Here is a 15,973-nt window from a genome sequence, read left to right on the forward strand (position 1 = left end):
TGATCAGTCGCGCAGGGCGCGGTCGCGAACTTTTACCACCGGCTCCATCAGGTAATCCAACACGCTGCGCTTGCCGCTGAGAATGTCGATCTCTGCCACCATGCCGGGCATGATATCCAACGGCTGGTTATCGGCGTCGTAGAGATAACCGTCGGTACGCACTTCCACGGGGTACATCAGCTCGCCGCTTTCCGGCATTTCTACCGCGTCGGCGGCGATGGTGACCAACTCGCCGTCCAAGCCGCCGTAGCGGGCAAAATCGTAGGCGGTCAATTTTACTTTGACCGGCTGGCCGGGGTAGAGAAAGGCGATATCGGACGGACGAATATGCGCTTCTACTACCAGGGCATCATCGGCAGGCACCACTTCCACCAGCGGCTCGCCAGAGCCTGCCACGCCGCCCACCGTACTGATGTGTACTTGATTGACCACGCCGTCTACCGGCGAGCGAATCGTGGTGCGGGCGACTTGGTCCGCGCGTCCCGGCAGGGTTTTTTGCAGCTCAGCGACTTGTGAAGTCGCTTCGGCCAGCTGGGCTAACGCATCGGCCTCGAAGGCGTTGCGTGCTGCCACTTTGCGATCTTCGATTTCCGCAATGGACGCCTCGGCGCGCGCCACTGCGCTCTGCTGACGGGCCACTTCACCCCGCAGCTCGTTGAGCGATTGGCGTACCCGCAGTAGCGAGGTTTCCGGTTCGATGCCGCGCTGGGCCAGCGGTTGGATGATCGCCAGCTCCTGCTCGGCTAGCTGGACGCCGGAGCGTGCCGTGCTAAGGGCGGCTTCCAGCTCCGCTGTCTCTTGGCGCCGCTGGTAGCCCTGCTGCTCCAGCACCTGTAGCTCTGCGTTTAGCTCTAGTTGGCGGCCATGGAAAAGCCGCGTTTCACTGGCGGCCACGCTGGGGGCTGCTTGGCTCAGAGCGTCATCCAGCGCCAGCGGCGTCTGGTTGATTTCGGCCTCTAAGCGCTGGATACGCAGCTGGAGCGAACGCAGGCGCTGGAGGCTTTCCTCGTAGTCACCCTCGAGCGTACCACCGCTGAGCACCATGAGCGTATCGCCTTGGGCGACCGTATCGCCCCGGCGCACGTTGATCTCCGTGACCACGCCGCCCTCCAGACTTTCGACCACTTGCAAGCTGCGTGAGGGCACGACTTTGCCCTGGCCGCGGGTGACTTCATCGACTTCCGTGAGATACGCCCAAATGAAACCAATCAGAAGAAAGGCGATGATCGTGAGCAGTAGCAGGCTACTGCCGATGGGGCGCTTGGCACGTCCGTGACGTACGAAGTGCTCGAAATCCAGTTGAGAAGTAGGACGATTCACTGAGTGGTTCCTTCGCGCGGACGGTGGGGGGCGGCTTCCACAGGGCGCATGACCTGAGCTTTGGGGCCATCGGCCACGATCTGTCCCTGGTCGAGAATGACCACGCGATCCACCAGCTCCAACAGGCTGGTACGGTGGGTGACCACCACCAGCGTTTGTGCTGTGCTCGCGGCTTTCAAGCGCGCAATGACCTCTTTTTCGGTTTGGATGTCCATGGCGCTGGTGGGCTCATCCATCAGCAGAATGGGCGGCGCGCCCAGCAGGGCTCTGGCCAGACAGATCAGCTGGCGCTGACCGCCGGAAAGTCCCTCGCCGCGCTCGCCAATCGGCATGTCGTAGCCTTTCGGGTGGCGGGCAATGAAGTCATGGGCTCCGGCAAGTTTCGCGGCGTTGAGAATCTGCTCATCGGTGGGGTGGTGGGCTCCAATGGCAATGTTTTGCCGCACGGTGCCGGAGAAGAGCCAGGCTTCTTGTAGAACGCTGCCAATGTTGTGGCGTAAATCCGCAGGGTCGATTTGGCGAAGGTCGGTATCGTCGACCAGCACGGCACCCTGTTCCGGTGGGTAAATGCCCAGCAGCAGACGTGCCAGCGTACTCTTGCCGGAGCCGACGCGGCCAAGCAGGGCGACTTTCTCGCCGGGCTCGATGGTCAGGTTGATATTCGCCAGCGCAGCGGTGGTTTGCTCGGGGTAGCGGAAGCTGACGTCCTGCAGGCGCAGCTTGCCTTCCAGCGTGGGACGGCTGAGGTAGTGGCGGCCTGCCGGGCGCTCGGAGGGCATGTTCATCAGCTGGTCGAGCGCGCGGTAGGAGGTACGCGCTTGGTTGATGCGGGTCATGGTTTGCGCCAGCTGTGCCAGCGGCGCCAGCGCGCGCCCAGTGAGAATGACGCAGGCAATCATGGCCCCCATGGAGATCGTGCCAGCGCCCACCAGAAAGACCCCGTACACCACGATGCTCACTTGGGCGGCCTGCTGGGCAAAGGCGGTGGCGTTGAGGGCGAACTGCTGAATCGCGCGACCTTGACGCCCTACAGCCGACTGCTGGTGCACGCTCTCTTCCCAACGTTTGCGAATCATCGGTGCTGCGCCGCTGGCCTTGATGGTCTCCAAGCCAGCAACGGCCTCGATCAACACGCCCTGCTTGGAGCGGCTCTCTTCAAAGGCTTGACCAGAAAGACGTTTGAGAAACGGTTGAACGGCGATGCCGATCAGCAATACGAGGGGAACGGCGATCATCGGGATGAGGGCCAGCGGCCCGCCGATCAGATAAATCACGCCAATGAATAGCAGGATGAACGGTAAATCGACGATGGCGACCAGCGACGCCGAGGCGAAGAAATCGCGCAGTGTCTCGAACTCTCTGAGGGTATTGGCAAAGCCGCCGGTGGAGCCGCGCTTGGCGCTCATTTGCAGGTTGAGCACGTGATCAAAGATACGTCGACCCATACGCAAGTCCGCCTCCTGGCCAGCCCGTTCGATAAACAGCTGGCGCAGGGTTTTTACCGCAAAATCGAACAGCAGGGCGATACTCACACCGATGGTGAGCGCCACCAGCGATTCAACCGCTTCATTGGGTAGTACGCGGTCATACACCACCATGATGAACAGCGACGTGGCCAGGCCTAAAAAGTTGGTGAGCGCGGCGGCAATCACCACTTGGGTATACACCCAGCGATTCGAGGAGAGCGCACTCCAGAACCAGTGGCCGCCTTGAATGGCCGGTTCGCTATTCAAACTGACCGGACGGTAGCGGGCGCGTACGGCAATCAGGTGGCCGATATACGCCTCTTCCAGGGCGCTTACATGGGTTTCGACGGGCTGTTTACCCAAGGCCGGATCAAACAGCGCGAAGCGATTGTCATCGATACGCTCGATGAGGACCACCGCGCGGCCATTTTTCAGCAGCGCCACTGCAGGCAGCAGCGAGTTACCCAGCGTGGCGAGAGGATGCTCGCCCAGTGCGGCGACCATACCATGGCGTTCGGCGGCATCAATGAAGCCATCGGGTGTCAGTGGGGATTCGTTGCCTACTCGGTGAGCACGCACGGCGGCTTCGGAAACGGGCAGCGCTAGATGGGCGGCCACGAAGGTCAAGCACTGCTCAAGATCGTCCTGATAGGGGTTAGCGGCGTTCAAGGTGAATCTCCATCACATCCAGCAGTTCACCAGTGACCGCGAGCTGCTGGAAAGCGGCCTGCTCCCAGCGCACCCGGCGGTTGATCAGCTCCAGCGCGGTTTGAAATAGGTCGCGCTGGGCGTCGAGCAAGTCATTGATGCTGCTGCGGCCAACGGCAAACTGGTCGCGATAGGCCAGTAGGGCCTCCTCTTCGGCGGCGAGCGTGGCGGTTTGCGCTTCCAGCTCCGCACGACGGGTGCGGGTATCGGTGTAGGCCGAGCGGACTTCGCGCTCTAACTCACGGCGCAGCGCTTGCTGCTCGTACTGGCTCTGCTGCTGGCGTTCGACCGCTTGAGCAACCCGCGAGGAGGTGGCGCCGCCGCTGTAGGGGGTGTAGTCGACGTTGAAAAGTAGCGCGACGTCGTTATCGGATTCGTTGAAATCGTTCACATCGAACTGACGGCCCTCGACCGCCACGCTTAGGCTGGGCAGGCGGGCATTACGGGTGGCCTGGGCCTCGGCATCGCTGGCTTCACTGGTGAGCGTTTGGCTGCGCAGCGCGGCGTTTTGCGCCAGCGCTCTGTCCAACAGGCGGTCTGCGTTGGCATCGCTCAATAGCGCGGCACCCTGGGGCAGCGCCAGTACATCCGGCGTGGAGAAAAACGCTTCCTGATACACGTTGATCGCTCGGGCCAGCTCGCCCTCCAGTGTGACCAAGCGTGATTCGGCGTCGCTCAAGCGGCTTTGCGCGCGCAGTACGTCGGCCCGCGAGCCAGCGCCCGCCTCACGGCGTAGGCTCACGTCTTCAAAAATACGCTGGTGCTGCTCAAGATTATGCTCGGCCAGCTGGCGCTGGGCGGTCAAGCGGGCCACATCCAGGTAAGCGTTCACCGCGTAGAGGACTTCCTCTTCAACGCTAGATTGGGACTGCCAAAACGCCGCTTCTGCGCTGAGATCGGCGGCGCGAACGCGTTCGCGACTCGCGCCGAAATCCAGCAGTAGCTGGCTCAGCGTGACCACGGCATCGACGCGCGAGCCGCGATCGGGCAGTGATTCAGTACGCTGGAGGTCGTTGCGGTACTCGAGGCCTGCGTTCACCTGCGGGCGGCGCACCGCGCGCACTTCGTCAATGCGCAGCACGGATTCCCGCTCTCGAGAGCGCTGAGCCAGAATGCCGGGCTGCTGCTCGATGGCTTGCTGAATTTTTTCACGTAACGCGATCAGCGCCATAGAACTGCCTGTCGCCTCACTGGCTTGCCATCGAAAGCGGTCGAGGAGCTCTTGGAGCTCGGGCGAAAACGCCGGGCCATCCAGAGAGGAAGCGGGCAAGGCGGCCGTCTCGGCCAGTGGCTCCTCCAGCACGGGTTGCGCCATCAGTGGTGGGCTGACCAGCAGTAGGCCGAGTATGAGCGACCTGGTTACGTTCACATTCATTATCGTTCCTGAAGAGCATCGGTACTTAGCGCGTTTAGGTAGCGCTCGGCCAGTCATATTCGGCTTCGCTGCTCAGCGCTTCTTGCCATTGGGCAAGGGGATCTGAGGAGTGCGTCGACGGCTCTGCCGTCGCCTTACGTTGCCGATAGAGCTGCAAATGGCCAAGCTGCTGTTGCGATTGCAACAGAGCGTACACCAAAGGAACGGCGCCCAATTGCCAGAAAAGCCCTATTTGTTTGGCAGAAAGGGCCTGCCAAGCGCGCTCGTCGATTTGATACAGCGGTGCGCTGCCTTGATAGCCGTGGGGCTGCCAGGGCGTCAGCAGTGCCGACTTGGATAGCGCGGAAATACGCGTGGAAAGCCGCTGACAGCCTTGCTCACGCTGCTGTAGAAATGCCAGCACTTGGGCGGGAAAGCGGGCAAGCTCCCCGTGCTGGTTGAAAAAAGGCTCGGCATCCAGGCGCTCGACGACATAGGGCGAGTGCTGGTCGATGCACAGTCTACCGGGATAGTCAGGGTGCAGCCCAAACGGGTGGCTGCGCAGCGCGGCAGGCACGTAGGCGGCCCGAAAGCGGCCTTGGTCATCCACCAGAAGGTTCTGACCATCTTCCAGTCCCAGCAGCGCAACAGCATGCCAACCTGCGCCAGTGTCCGCCAGCGCGATGGGAAAGTTAGCCGCCGCATGGCGCAGCTCAGCGTCTGCCAATGCGACTTGGGTAGTGGTTTGCGCAAAGTGGTAGGCGGTAAAACGCTGCCACATTAAACCGCCGTGGTGCTCTGGGTTGAGCGGCACCCACTGGGCAGCGTGATTCATGGCGACAACCTTCTGTGATCGGGCGTTGAGGGGTAATAAACGGTAAGGCACCTTACCAAACGTCGCTTCTACCGTCAGCGGGTGATCAGTCTACGCATCGTGATGAGGCCAATGATCGGCCCAGGCAGCAGCCACCAAATCACCCAAGGCCCCTGGTTTGCCCATAGTGCCGTGACCAGCGCAATGGAGGGAATCGTCAGGCCAAAGCCAATCGCATTCATCATGGCCAGCGCGGCGCCCAGTCGCTCTGGCGGTGCGCTGGCAGACGCCAGGGCGGAGAACTGCGCCGAGTCGGCGATCACACTCACGCCCCAGAGGGCAAGCAGGGCCAACAGCAGCCAGGGCGACAGGCCGCCTAGCAGCGGATAGGCAAGGCACAGCGTGCCAGAGACCGCCAGTGCGATAAACGCGACCCGTGCGCTACCGATGCGTCGGCTCCACCGGCCTGCCATTACGCAGCCGGGAAGCCCCAAGGCGATGACCGCGAAGCTTAGCCACGGCTGCAAGCCCGGGGCCGCGCCCAAGCGCTCCAACTCCCTGGCGGCTAAAAAGGGCACCAGCGCCCAGAGGGCGTAAAGCTCCCAGCAGTGGCCAAAATAGCCTAGCGCGGCGGCGCGAAAATCTTTCTGCTTGAACGCAGCGAGCCCTGCCCAGGGCCGCCCCCCGCTTGCCTTGGCTGGCAGGTGAGGCCCCACGCCTAGTTGGAAAATCATCAGTGCCGCCAGCAGGCCAAGGGCAGAGGCCAACAGCAGCGGCCACTGCCAAGGCAGGTGCAGGGTGAGCCCGCGTAGCAGGTGCGGCGAGGCGATGCCCAGCGTCAGCATGCCGACCAACCAGCCAAGCGCCGAGCCTGCGTGGGTGGGTGTCCAGCTCACCACCAGCTTCATGCCCAGCGGATAGATGCCCGCAAGACACAGCCCGACCAAAAAGCGCGCCCCTGCCGCCAACGTGACGTTATCCGCCACGCTGATAAACGCCGCGTTAATCAGCGCACCAAGCACGGCAGACATCGCAAACAGATGGCTGGCGCGCACTCGGTCGGCCAAGCCGGTGGTGGCAATCAGCAACGTGCCGGTAATGAACCCCGCCTGCACGGCGATAGTCAGCAGCCCTAGGTCGCTTTCGCTAAGCCCCACGGCGTCCTGCAGCGCTAAACCCACGCCGTTCACGCTAAACCAGAGCGAGGTGCCGAACAGTTGGGCAATGACGATGACCGCTAGCGGCGTGCGGGCTAACAAGGTATGGGAAAGCATCGGCAGTCTCATCCATTGAGTTGTTGTTATGGAGGGCTTTTAGGTCGTTGGACACTTATCCCAATTTATGCGGTACGACCTCATGCCCCAGCGCCTTGTAGCGTTGCCAGCAGGCACGCTTGGCGACCAGAACCTGCTGGTGCTGGTTGATGATTTCCGCGACGCGGGCGTAACGCTCGACCCCGTCGGGAATGTCAGGGTGAAGATTCAGCAGGGCGGTGTCTGCCTGCGGGCTGGGCAGGGTTTGCCAGCCAAGGGTAATGGGCACGCTGTCAGCCCATTCGCTGTCTTCCAGCGCGTGGGGAAGATAGGCGTCCTCGCGAAACTGCCACAGCGCGTCGTCGGCCTGTTCGGCCAGCGCTTTGTCTTCGCAGTGCAGGTGCAGCCGATAGCCCTTGCGGTGGATGGTCTCGGCGAGCTTACAGGCGAACTGCAGGCGGGCTTCTAGGGTGGTGTCGGGCAGAATATAAAAATCGATGCGTGCCATGGTGGCTCCAGCGGTGTCAACGCGCCTGGCAACCTAGCCGCCACGGTGCGAGTGGCGGCTAGGTTTGTAACGCTAGGGTATTATACCAAGCGGGTCAGCCAGCCGTACTTGTCATCACTGCGGCCGTATTGAAGGTCGAGCAACGTCTTGCGGATGCGTTTGGCCACTTCATTGTTGCCATCGCCCTGCAAACGAATGCGCTCGTTCTCCGTGACCAGCTCACCCACCGGCGTGATGACCGCTGCCGTGCCACAGGCGAAGACTTCGGTAATTTCGCCGGAGGCGGCACCTTCGCGCCACTCGTCGATGCTGATCGCGCGCTCTTCCGGTGTCAGTCCCGCGTCTTTGGCCAGGGTCAGGACGGAATTACGCGTCACGCCTTCCAGAATGGTATCGGTCAAGCGCGGCGTGACGATGCGGCCGTCTTTGTAGACGAAGAACAGGTTCATGCCGCCCAGCTCTTCGATCCACTTGTTTTCTGCCGCGTCGAGGAAGGCAACCTGGCTGCAGCCGTTGGCAGCGGCCTCTTTTTGGGCGGCCAGCGAGGCGGCGTAGTTGCCCCCGCACTTGGCAAAGCCAGTGCCGCCGGGGGCCGCACGTTTGTAGTGGGAGGAGAGCCAGATAGAGACCGGCTCGATGCCGCCTTTGAAGTAGGCCGCCGCCGGGGAGGCGATCACGTAGTAGTCGACTTCATGTGCCGGGCGTACGCCAAGAAAAGCCTCGGAGGCGATCATGAACGGGCGTAGGTAGAGGCTGCACTCGTCGGCGTCGCTGGCGGGCGTGGGCACCCAGGCGTGGTCTTGCGCCAGCAGCGCTTTCAGCGAGCCGATGAAGTCCTCATCCGACAGCTCGGGCAGCGCTAAGCGGCGGGCGCTACGGCGGAAACGCTCGGCGTTTTTCTCTGGGCGGAAGGTCCAGATAGAGCCATCCGCATGGCGGTACGCCTTGATGCCCTCGAAAATTTCCTGGCCGTAGTGCAGCACGGAAGCGGCGGGATCAAGGGTCAGCGGGCCGTAGGGGCGCACTTGGTGGCCGTGCCAATCGGCATCGACGGTCCAGCGCACGTGGGCCATATGGTCAGTGAAATGTTTACCGAAACCTGGATTTTGCAGAACGTTGTCGCGGATCTCATCGGCCATCGGCTGGTTGGACGGCAGGATCTCAAAGCGTGTTTCTAATTGGGCATCTGAAGCTGTGGGCACGGCGTGTTCTCTCCGCTAGAGCCAAGCCCCGAAGGGCATCTATTAAGCGTATCGTTTGGACAGCGTGTGCCAGCCTTTCCAGGGCACACGCTCATGCGTTCAGGTTTAACGGTTGCGTCAACGAAAGGCAACCATTGTTGGCCGGTTTCTGGGATTAGGCCTCGCCATTTTCGACTTGGGCGTCGGCTTCACGGTCCAAAAGGTACTGGGTGAGCAGGCCCACTGGGCGGCCGGTGGCGCCTTTCTGCTTGCCGGAGTGCCACGCCGTACCTGCGATATCCAGGTGCGCCCAGGGGAAGTGGTCGGCAAAGCGCGATAGGAAACACGCGGCCGTGATGGTGCCGGCCGGTCGGCCACCGATGTTGGCCAAATCGGCGAAGTTGGAGTCCAACTGCTCCTGGTACTCATCCCACAGTGGCAGATGCCATGCCCGGTCCCAGGCGGTTTCACCGGCCTCTAACAGGTCGAGGGCGAGATCGTCGTCGTTGGAGAGCAGGCCCGTGGCGTGGTGGCCCAGGGCGATGATGGCCGCGCCCGTCAAGGTGGCGATATCCACCACGCTGGCGGGGGTGAATCGCTCGGCGTAGGTGAGCGCGTCGCACAGTACTAAACGGCCTTCGGCATCGGTGTTGAGCACTTCCACCGTCAGGCCTTTGAGCGTTTTGATAATGTCGCCCGGCTTGGTGGCGGCACCATCAGGCATGTTCTCGGCGGCGGCAACGATAAACACGGCGTTGAGCTTGGGCTTGATCGCCAATATGGCGTTGACCGTGCCAAACACGCTGGCCGCGCCGCCCATATCGAATTTCATCTCATCCATGCCCTCGTCGGGCTTCAGCGAAATACCGCCGGTATCGAACGTGATGCCTTTACCGATCAATACATGGGGAGCTTCATCGGGGTCGTCGGCGCCCTGGTACTTCATCACGATGAGGCGCGACGGCTCGGCGCTGCCGCGGCCAACGGATAGCAGCGAGTGGGCGCCAAGGGCTTCAAGTGCCTCTTCGTCTAGGATGTCGACGGCCAGCGCGCCTTGGGAATCGCGTCCCAGCGCTTGGGCCTGCTCGGCGAGGTAGCGCGGCGTACATACATTGCCCGGCAGATTGCCCAGCGTACGGGTGACGTTGATGCCTTGGCCAATGGCAATGCCGAGTGCGGCCCCCTGTTTGGCGAGCGGCGCATCATTGGCATCGCTGACGATCAGCGTCAGTTTGGCAAGGCTCGGCGCTTTGGCTGGCGACGACTTGAACTGATCGAAGCGGTAAATAGCACGCTCGGCGGCCTCGAGGGTCTTGCGCGCTTTCCAAACGGCGTCTCGATCATCGATCAGTACGTCGGTAAAGGTGACGCTGGCTTCGTCCACGGGCAGTTTGATCAGCGCTGCCATGGCGGTGTCGAGGGCTTTAATAAAAGCGGCTTCCTGGCATTTATCGCGCTCGCCCAAACCCACTAGCAGAATACGCTCCGCCCCTAGCCCCGGTGCAAACGGCACGAGCTGCACGTTGCCCAGTGCGGCGTCGAAGTCGCCGCGCTCCAACAGTTGGCCGATCAAGCGCTCGCTGGCGTCGTCTAATTTGGCCACGGCAGGCAGTAAGTCGCTACCTTTATAGACAGGGAGAACGAGGCAAGCCGTTTCGGCTTTGGCGGGGTTTGCGGTCTGAACGGAAAATTCCATGACGTCTCCAACAAGACAAGCAACGAGTGATTCGGGATAATGCCCCGTTATTTAGTGTTTGCTACCAGTTTGATTAGTGTACCCAAGCCATGGGCGCATTGCATGGCCACCTGCACCACTAGTCGGAGAGCGCGTTGATTCTATTCCGGTACTTAACTCGTGAAGTGTTACTGACCATGTCTGCCGTGGCGGGCATCCTGCTGCTGGTTATCATGGGTAGCCGCTTTATCCGCTATTTTTCGGATGCTGCCGAGGGGGATTTCCCGGTCACGATACTCGGCAGCCTGATGCTGTTTCACTTGCCCGGCTTCATGGAGCTGATCCTGCCGCTGTCGTTTTTTCTCGGCATTCTGTTGGCCTATGGGCAGCTCTATATGAACAGCGAAATTACCGTGATGGTGGCGTGTGGCATGAGTCCGACGCGACTGTTTCGCGTGACGCTACTACCCGCTACGGTAGTGGCCGTGCTGGTCGGTCTTTGCAGCCTATGGTTGACGCCTGCGGGGGCACTGCAAACCGAGGCGACCCTGGAAGAGCAGCGCAGCCGTTTGGACGTATCGGTGCTCGCGCCAGGACGCTTCCAGGATTTTGGCGGAGGGCGCACGGCTTACATTACCGATTTCAGCAGCGACGGCACTCAAATGCAGGAAGTGCTGGTGCACGAGCAGCCCATGGCGGGGGCAGAAAAAACGCATAGCTACATCACGCGCGCGGGATCGGGCTACCAGGAAACGAACGTCGATACCGGCAGCCGTTTTCTCATTTTGGAAGACGGCGAACGCTACGGCGTAACGCCCGGACGCCAGGATGCCGAGCGTTTGACCTTCGAGCGCTACACGTTGCGTTTGGGACTTAGCCGAGATCGCCAGGAGCTGGATTCGTTGGAGTACGCCACGACCGCCGAGCTGTGGCAAGATCCCGATCCCCGCGCTCAGGCACAATTTCAGTGGCGGGCAGGGTTGCCGCTCATGGTCTTCATCTTAGCGCTGTTGGCCCAGCCGCTGTCACGGGTAAACCCACGGCAAGGGCGCTTCGCCAAACTGTTGCCCGCTGTGTTTCTATACGTTGCCTATTTGAGTTTACTGCTTGCCGCTGTCGATGCGATTGGGAGTGGTTCTCTGGCCGTGGCGCTGGGTGTGTGGCCGGTGCATGCGCTGTTCTTGGGGCTCGGTGTGCTGCTGCTGTGGCACTCTCAACGAAAGGGAATGCGCTAATGCTGATCGCCATGGATCGAATGGATCGTTATATCGCCCGCAACGTCCTGGCTGCCATCGTGGTGGTGCAGTTCGTGCTGCTGGGGCTGGATATCACCATTGCCTATATCGGTGACTTAGGGGACACCCAGGGCGACTACAGCGCGCTGGACGTGTTGCTCTACTTGGGGATGCGACTCCCATGGCGCTTTTATCAGTACGCGCCGGTCGCCGTGCTGATTGGCGCGCTCATTGGCTTGGGCAGCATGGCCTCCAGCAACGAACTGACGGTCATGCGCGCTGCTGGCCGCTCGCTGGCGCGCATCGTTTGGGGCGTGATGAAGCCCGTGCTGCTAGTGGTCATCGTGGTGCTGCTGGTAGCGGAGTTCGTTAGCCCCAAAACCGAGCAGTATGCCGAAGCGTGGCGATTGGAGCAGCGCCAAGGCGAGGGCGCCATGCTGACTACCCGCAGTGGCTGGCAGTTCGAAGGCGATAGCGTCTACCGCTTTGGGGCCATTCGAGCGGATAACGTGGTGCTGGACTTAACCCGCTACCGCTTCGACGAGCGCCGTCTCATCGAAGCGACCCATGCCAATCGTGCCCACTGGGAGGAGGGGGCATGGCAGCTGGAAGGCGTGACCATGACACGTATTTTCGATAACCGCACGGAGTCGGCGTATCAACCGAGTGCGGCATGGGAAACGGCGCTCACCCCGACCCAGTTGGAGCGGCTGCTACGTGACATCGAAAGCCAGGCGCCCAGCGAGCTATGGGCCTACGCCAATTTCCTCCAAAGCCAGAACCTTCAGGCAGACCAGCCGCTGCTCTATTTCTGGCAAAAGGTATTGATGCCGCTCACCATGGGGTCGCTCGTGCTGATTGCCGCCTCGTTCGTGTTTGGGCCACTGCGCTCGGTGGCAGCGGGTACGCGGGTGTTTTATGGCGTAGTGACCGGTCTGGTGTTCAAGTACGTGCAGGATTTGCTCGCCCCGGCGTCGACCATCTTTGGCTTTTCCCCTGTCTGGGCGGTGCTGGTGCCGACTCTTGCCTGTGCCGTGGTGGGGATCTATTTCTTACGCCGAAATGGCTAAAGGCCGCGCAGACGCACATCAGGAGAATAGAGCAGTGACGACGCGACGTTTTACCCAGTTGGATGACGTTTGGCCCGCCGGCATAGGTCGCCGATTGGGCGCCATGCTGTACGACGGTTTTTTGGTGACGGCCATCTGGATCGCCGTCACCGTGGCTCACTTGGCCTTTTTCCGCTTCGTGCTGGGTCAAACGGCAGAAGAGATCGGTACCACGGCCTTCGACATCTGGAGCCTGCGGCTCATGCTGCTGTTTTTCGTGACGCTGTTCTTCGTCTACTCCTGGCGTCGTGGAGGGATGACGCTAGGTATGCAGGCGTGGCGGCTGCGGGTGCAAACGCTGGATGGCCATGCGATCACGTTAAAGCAGAGCCTGATTCGCTGCGCGACCGCGTGGCTCTCGCTGGCGGCCTTCGGTATCGGTTATTGGTGGGTGCTGTTCGATGGGCAGCGAAGAAGCTGGCCAGACATTGCATCCAAGACCGAAACCGTGGTGCTTCCGAAAAAATAATGTTGGGCGTTTTTATTGAAAATAGCTCACCCGTCAACGGGTTATCATATGTCTCAATGGCCTTAAGGCGAATCGATACTAAAGAACAACGTTTTCTACTTGAAAAGATGTATGCGAATCATTTACATTCATCTCATGATTTTTATGAGGTGTCGCCATGTACGTGTGTGTGTGCAAGGGAGTAACCGATCATCAGATTCGCCAGCAGATTAGCGATGGAGCGCGCAGCTGGCGAGAAGTGCGCGAAGCCACTGGCTGCGGCACCCAGTGTGGCAAATGTGCCTGCTTCGCCAAATCCCTCACCCGTGAGGCCGTTCAGGCCGTACGCGCCGAGTCTGATATGAGTCTCGCTTACGCCGTATGACGCGAATCACTCTTGTTAGACTTATCGTTAGCAAATAACTGATTTTCTTGAATTTTTGTCGTCACGACTGATACTCTCGACAGCGTTGGGAGTTAGCCTTCTTATGGCCTATACTCCTTGATTAATGTAAGAGTACGCTGCAAAACAGTACGTTATTGATCAATACGCTAAAAAGGTGACGGCATGAAAGGCGATCCGAAAGTAATTCAGCATCTCAATATCGCGCTTGGCAACGAGCTCGTGGCGATCAACCAGTACTTTTTGCACGCCAAAATGTACAAAGACTGGGGCCTCAAAGTACTTGCTAAATGGGAGTACGATGAATCCATCGAAGAGATGCAGCACGCCGATAAACTGATCGAGCGCATTCTATTTTTGGAAGGTATCCCGAACCTTCAAGATCTCGGCAAGCTGCATATCGGTGAAAACGTCAAAGAGATGCTCGAGTGCGATTTGAAGATCGAGCACGACGGCCGCAACGACTACATTGAGGCCATCACCTACTGTGAGAGCGTCAAGGACTACGTGACCCGCGATTTGCTTCGCGATCTGCTGGCCGACGAAGAAGGTCACATCGATCACATCGAAACCCAGCTGCAACTCATCGATCAGGTCGGTATCCAAAACTACCTGCAAAAGCACATGGCATTGGCCACTGACGAAGAGTAATCCAGCGATTCAGCCTCGCGTCAGTATCAGCATAAAAACGGGCAGCCCCAAGGGCTGCCCGTTTTTGGTGGTTTGTCTCAGCGATGACGCTGGCCGATGCCCACGAGACTGGACAGCGATACCGCCAACACCGCCAGCAGCATCAGTGCCATAGCGGGGGTTAACACCGCCCAAGGGGCCCGCTCGATGTAGGGCATCCCCTCTGCCAAAATCAGCCCCCACTCCGGCGAAGGTGGACGGGGGCCCAGTCCGAGAAATCCAAGTGCGGCCAGGGCCAGAGCGATGCCGGGCAAGCGCAGCATGGCGTGTCGGCAGACCGGCCCGACGACTGCTGGCAAGATATAGCGGGTCACCAAACGAACTTGCCCTACGCCCAGCAGTGGCGTAATTCGCACGTGGGGCTGGGCTTTGGTTTCTGTCACTAGTGCGGCGGTATGCGCTGCCAAAGGCGCCCACGCGACGGCCGTAACGGCCAGCATGGCACCCGCCGCGCTGGGTCCCAGGGCGCCCGCCACGATGAGGCCAGCAATGGCCGGCGGCGTTGCCTTGGTGATTTCGATCGGACCGGTTGCGAGCCTCGGCGCGAGCCCAACCAAAAGCCCTAATACCAGCGAGAAGAACATCACTAGCGTGGCCATGACCATGGTTGAGAGGGCACCGTGGGCGACCCGGGCCAGAATATCGCGACCAGTGCCATCAGCGCCCAACGGCAGGGCGATGCTGGGCGGCTGCAGACGCATGAACGCCGAGCTGAACGGGTCGCGGCCAATGCCTGCCACGACCAATGCTACCAGCACGACAAGGGCGCACGCGGGCACTACCCATGCCAACCGTTGGGTGTGGGACTCGTGGTGGGCAACCGGCAGGGCCCCGAGGCGAAATGCCCGGCCCAGCAGCAGGGCGCGGCCGATATTGGCCAGGCTGCCTAGGCCAATGGCAATGATCAGCAGGATGAGGATACCGGTTTGCAGTGCAGGCATGTCCTGGGACGAGGCGGCTCCTAGGGTTGCGCGCCCCAGGCCTGGAATGGAGAACACTTGTTCAACGGCAATGGCGCCCCCTGTCAAACCGACCATCACCATGCCGATCTGGGGCATTAGGCTGGGTAGCGTGCGCCGTAGCACGGCCAACATGATCCGGCGGCGTGAAAAGCCAGCCACACTCCAGGTGGCCACCCATCGCTCGGTAAACGTTGCCGACAGGCCGTCGCTAAACAGACGCCCCAACAAGCCGCCCGCGGGGAGGCCCAGCGCCAGCGCGGGTAGCACGGCATAGCTAAGGCCCCGCCATCCGTAGGGCGGCAGCCAGTTGAGCCAAGCGGCAAATACTACCAGCAATATCGAGGCCAGCAGGAATTCGGGCATGGCCGTCAGGGCAGCGCCTACGGCACCCGAGGAGCGTCTTGGGTGGCCTCGCAAACCGCATCGCGCTACGGGAAGGCAGATCAGCGCGGCAGTCACGATGGCTACGCCCATGGCAAACCCCATGAGCATGAGCGAGACACGGGCGCTGTCGAGCATTCCCGGCAGCACCGGAGCGCCGGAAATCCATGAATTCCCCGCATCCCCGTGCAGCAGGCCCATGAGCCAACTCTGCAATGTATCGAGCGGGCCTAGATCCAGTCCCAGCTGCGCCCGAATCGCTGCCAATGCCTCGGGAGTTGCTTCTTGCTCCGCTGAGCGGGCACGCAGGATACTCAGCGCGGGGTCACGGCCGGATAGCCAGGGCAGTAGCCCGACCAGCACCACGACGCACGCCAGGGTGATTAGCCGTGACAGCAGTGGAATGAAGGGAGCTATGTGCAGGCTGCGCCATAGGCGCAGCGGTAGTGCAGTGGACATGCGCGGG

14 protein-coding genes are annotated in these 15,973 nt (G+C 61.0%); 5 read left to right on the forward strand and 9 right to left on the reverse strand.

All coding sequences use genetic code 11. From position 1 onward, the window contains the following. Window positions 1-3: 3 nt before the first annotated feature. From MHM85_RS06585 to MHM85_RS06620, 8 genes are all read right to left on the reverse strand, one after another. Complete coding sequence (locus MHM85_RS06585; RefSeq protein WP_219862737.1) at window positions 4-1,320, reverse strand: HlyD family type I secretion periplasmic adaptor subunit; 1,317 nt, start codon at window positions 1,318-1,320, stop codon at window positions 4-6. After that, window positions 1,317-3,455, reverse strand: coding sequence for a type I secretion system permease/ATPase (locus tag MHM85_RS06590; protein ID WP_219862739.1), 2,139 nt, complete (start codon window positions 3,453-3,455; stop codon window positions 1,317-1,319). The genes MHM85_RS06585 and MHM85_RS06590 overlap by 4 nt, the downstream gene beginning before the upstream one ends. Continuing rightward, window positions 3,442-4,863, reverse strand: a complete 1,422-nt coding sequence (locus MHM85_RS06595; protein ID WP_239285331.1) for a TolC family protein — start codon at window positions 4,861-4,863, stop codon at window positions 3,442-3,444. Before MHM85_RS06595 ends, MHM85_RS06590 begins: the two co-directional genes overlap by 14 nt. A gap of 40 nt (window positions 4,864-4,903) precedes the next feature. Further along, window positions 4,904-5,683, reverse strand: coding sequence for a SapC family protein (locus MHM85_RS06600; RefSeq protein ID WP_219862743.1), 780 nt, complete (start codon window positions 5,681-5,683; stop codon window positions 4,904-4,906). A 74-nt stretch (window positions 5,684-5,757) separates the two neighbouring features. Continuing rightward, on the reverse strand, window positions 5,758-6,936 hold the full coding sequence (locus tag MHM85_RS06605) for an MFS transporter (RefSeq protein WP_219862746.1): 1,179 nt from the start codon (window positions 6,934-6,936) through the stop codon (window positions 5,758-5,760). A 55-nt stretch (window positions 6,937-6,991) separates the two neighbouring features. Beyond that, the gene (locus MHM85_RS06610; protein WP_139528356.1) at window positions 6,992-7,423 is read right to left on the reverse strand and encodes a DNA polymerase III subunit chi; all 432 of its coding nucleotides are present in this window, start codon (window positions 7,421-7,423) and stop codon (window positions 6,992-6,994) included. An 80-nt stretch (window positions 7,424-7,503) separates the two neighbouring features. Further along, window positions 7,504-8,625 carry a branched-chain amino acid aminotransferase gene (locus tag MHM85_RS06615; RefSeq protein ID WP_219862748.1) on the reverse strand — a complete coding sequence of 374 codons (1,122 nt, stop codon included), beginning with the start codon at window positions 8,623-8,625 and terminating at the stop codon, window positions 7,504-7,506. A 154-nt stretch (window positions 8,626-8,779) separates the two neighbouring features. Continuing rightward, a complete protein-coding gene (locus MHM85_RS06620) occupies window positions 8,780-10,300 on the reverse strand; it encodes a leucyl aminopeptidase (RefSeq protein WP_219862750.1) in 1,521 nt (506 codons plus the stop codon). A 134-nt stretch (window positions 10,301-10,434) separates the two neighbouring features. Here MHM85_RS06620 and lptF point away from each other — a divergent pair, with 134 nt between their 5' ends. The 5 genes from lptF (at window position 10,435) to bfr (ending at window position 14,125) form a co-directional block, all read left to right on the forward strand. Continuing rightward, window positions 10,435-11,514: an LPS export ABC transporter permease LptF gene (lptF, locus tag MHM85_RS06625; RefSeq protein ID WP_139528359.1), complete on the forward strand. Its 1,080-nt coding sequence runs from the start codon at window positions 10,435-10,437 to the stop codon at window positions 11,512-11,514. Window positions 11,515-11,519: 5 nt separating this feature from the next. Then, on the forward strand, window positions 11,520-12,584 hold the full coding sequence (lptG, locus tag MHM85_RS06630; protein WP_139528412.1) for an LPS export ABC transporter permease LptG: 1,065 nt from the start codon (window positions 11,520-11,522) through the stop codon (window positions 12,582-12,584). Between the two features lie 34 nt (window positions 12,585-12,618). After that, window positions 12,619-13,092, forward strand: a complete 474-nt coding sequence (locus MHM85_RS06635; protein WP_230834473.1) for an RDD family protein — start codon at window positions 12,619-12,621, stop codon at window positions 13,090-13,092. 157 nt (window positions 13,093-13,249) lie between these two features. Further along, window positions 13,250-13,456: a (2Fe-2S)-binding protein gene (locus MHM85_RS06640; RefSeq protein WP_139528361.1), complete on the forward strand. Its 207-nt coding sequence runs from the start codon at window positions 13,250-13,252 to the stop codon at window positions 13,454-13,456. Window positions 13,457-13,639: 183 nt separating this feature from the next. Next, on the forward strand, window positions 13,640-14,125 hold the full coding sequence (bfr, locus tag MHM85_RS06645; RefSeq protein WP_139528362.1) for a bacterioferritin: 486 nt from the start codon (window positions 13,640-13,642) through the stop codon (window positions 14,123-14,125). A gap of 77 nt (window positions 14,126-14,202) precedes the next feature. Here the strand turns inward: bfr and MHM85_RS06650 are convergent, their stop codons facing one another. Further along, complete coding sequence (locus tag MHM85_RS06650) at window positions 14,203-15,966, reverse strand: ABC transporter permease subunit (RefSeq protein ID WP_219862752.1); 1,764 nt, start codon at window positions 15,964-15,966, stop codon at window positions 14,203-14,205. Between the last annotated feature and the right edge of the window lie 7 nt (window positions 15,967-15,973).

This window comes from Halomonas sp. McD50-4 (assembly GCF_022348135.1).
Classification (GTDB): Bacteria; Pseudomonadota; Gammaproteobacteria; order Pseudomonadales; family Halomonadaceae; genus Vreelandella; species Vreelandella piezotolerans.

Bases quoted from the DNA above. Each gene is read 5' to 3' on its own strand.
- MHM85_RS06600 (WP_219862743.1), bottom strand. From the start codon at position 5,683: ATGAATCACGCTGCCCAGTGGGTGCCGCTCAACCCAGAGCACCACGGC.
- MHM85_RS06605 (WP_219862746.1), bottom strand. From the start codon at position 6,936: ATGCTTTCCCATACCTTGTTAGCCCGCACGCCGCTAGCGGTCATCGTC.
- MHM85_RS06610 (WP_139528356.1), bottom strand. From the start codon at position 7,423: ATGGCACGCATCGATTTTTATATTCTGCCCGACACCACCCTAGAAGCC.
- MHM85_RS06620 (WP_219862750.1), bottom strand. From the start codon at position 10,300: ATGGAATTTTCCGTTCAGACCGCAAACCCCGCCAAAGCCGAAACGGCT.
- MHM85_RS06640 (WP_139528361.1), top strand. From the start codon at position 13,250: ATGTACGTGTGTGTGTGCAAGGGAGTAACCGATCATCAGATTCGCCAG.
- bfr (WP_139528362.1), top strand. From the start codon at position 13,640: ATGAAAGGCGATCCGAAAGTAATTCAGCATCTCAATATCGCGCTTGGC.
- MHM85_RS06650 (WP_219862752.1), bottom strand. From the start codon at position 15,966: ATGTCCACTGCACTACCGCTGCGCCTATGGCGCAGCCTGCACATAGCT.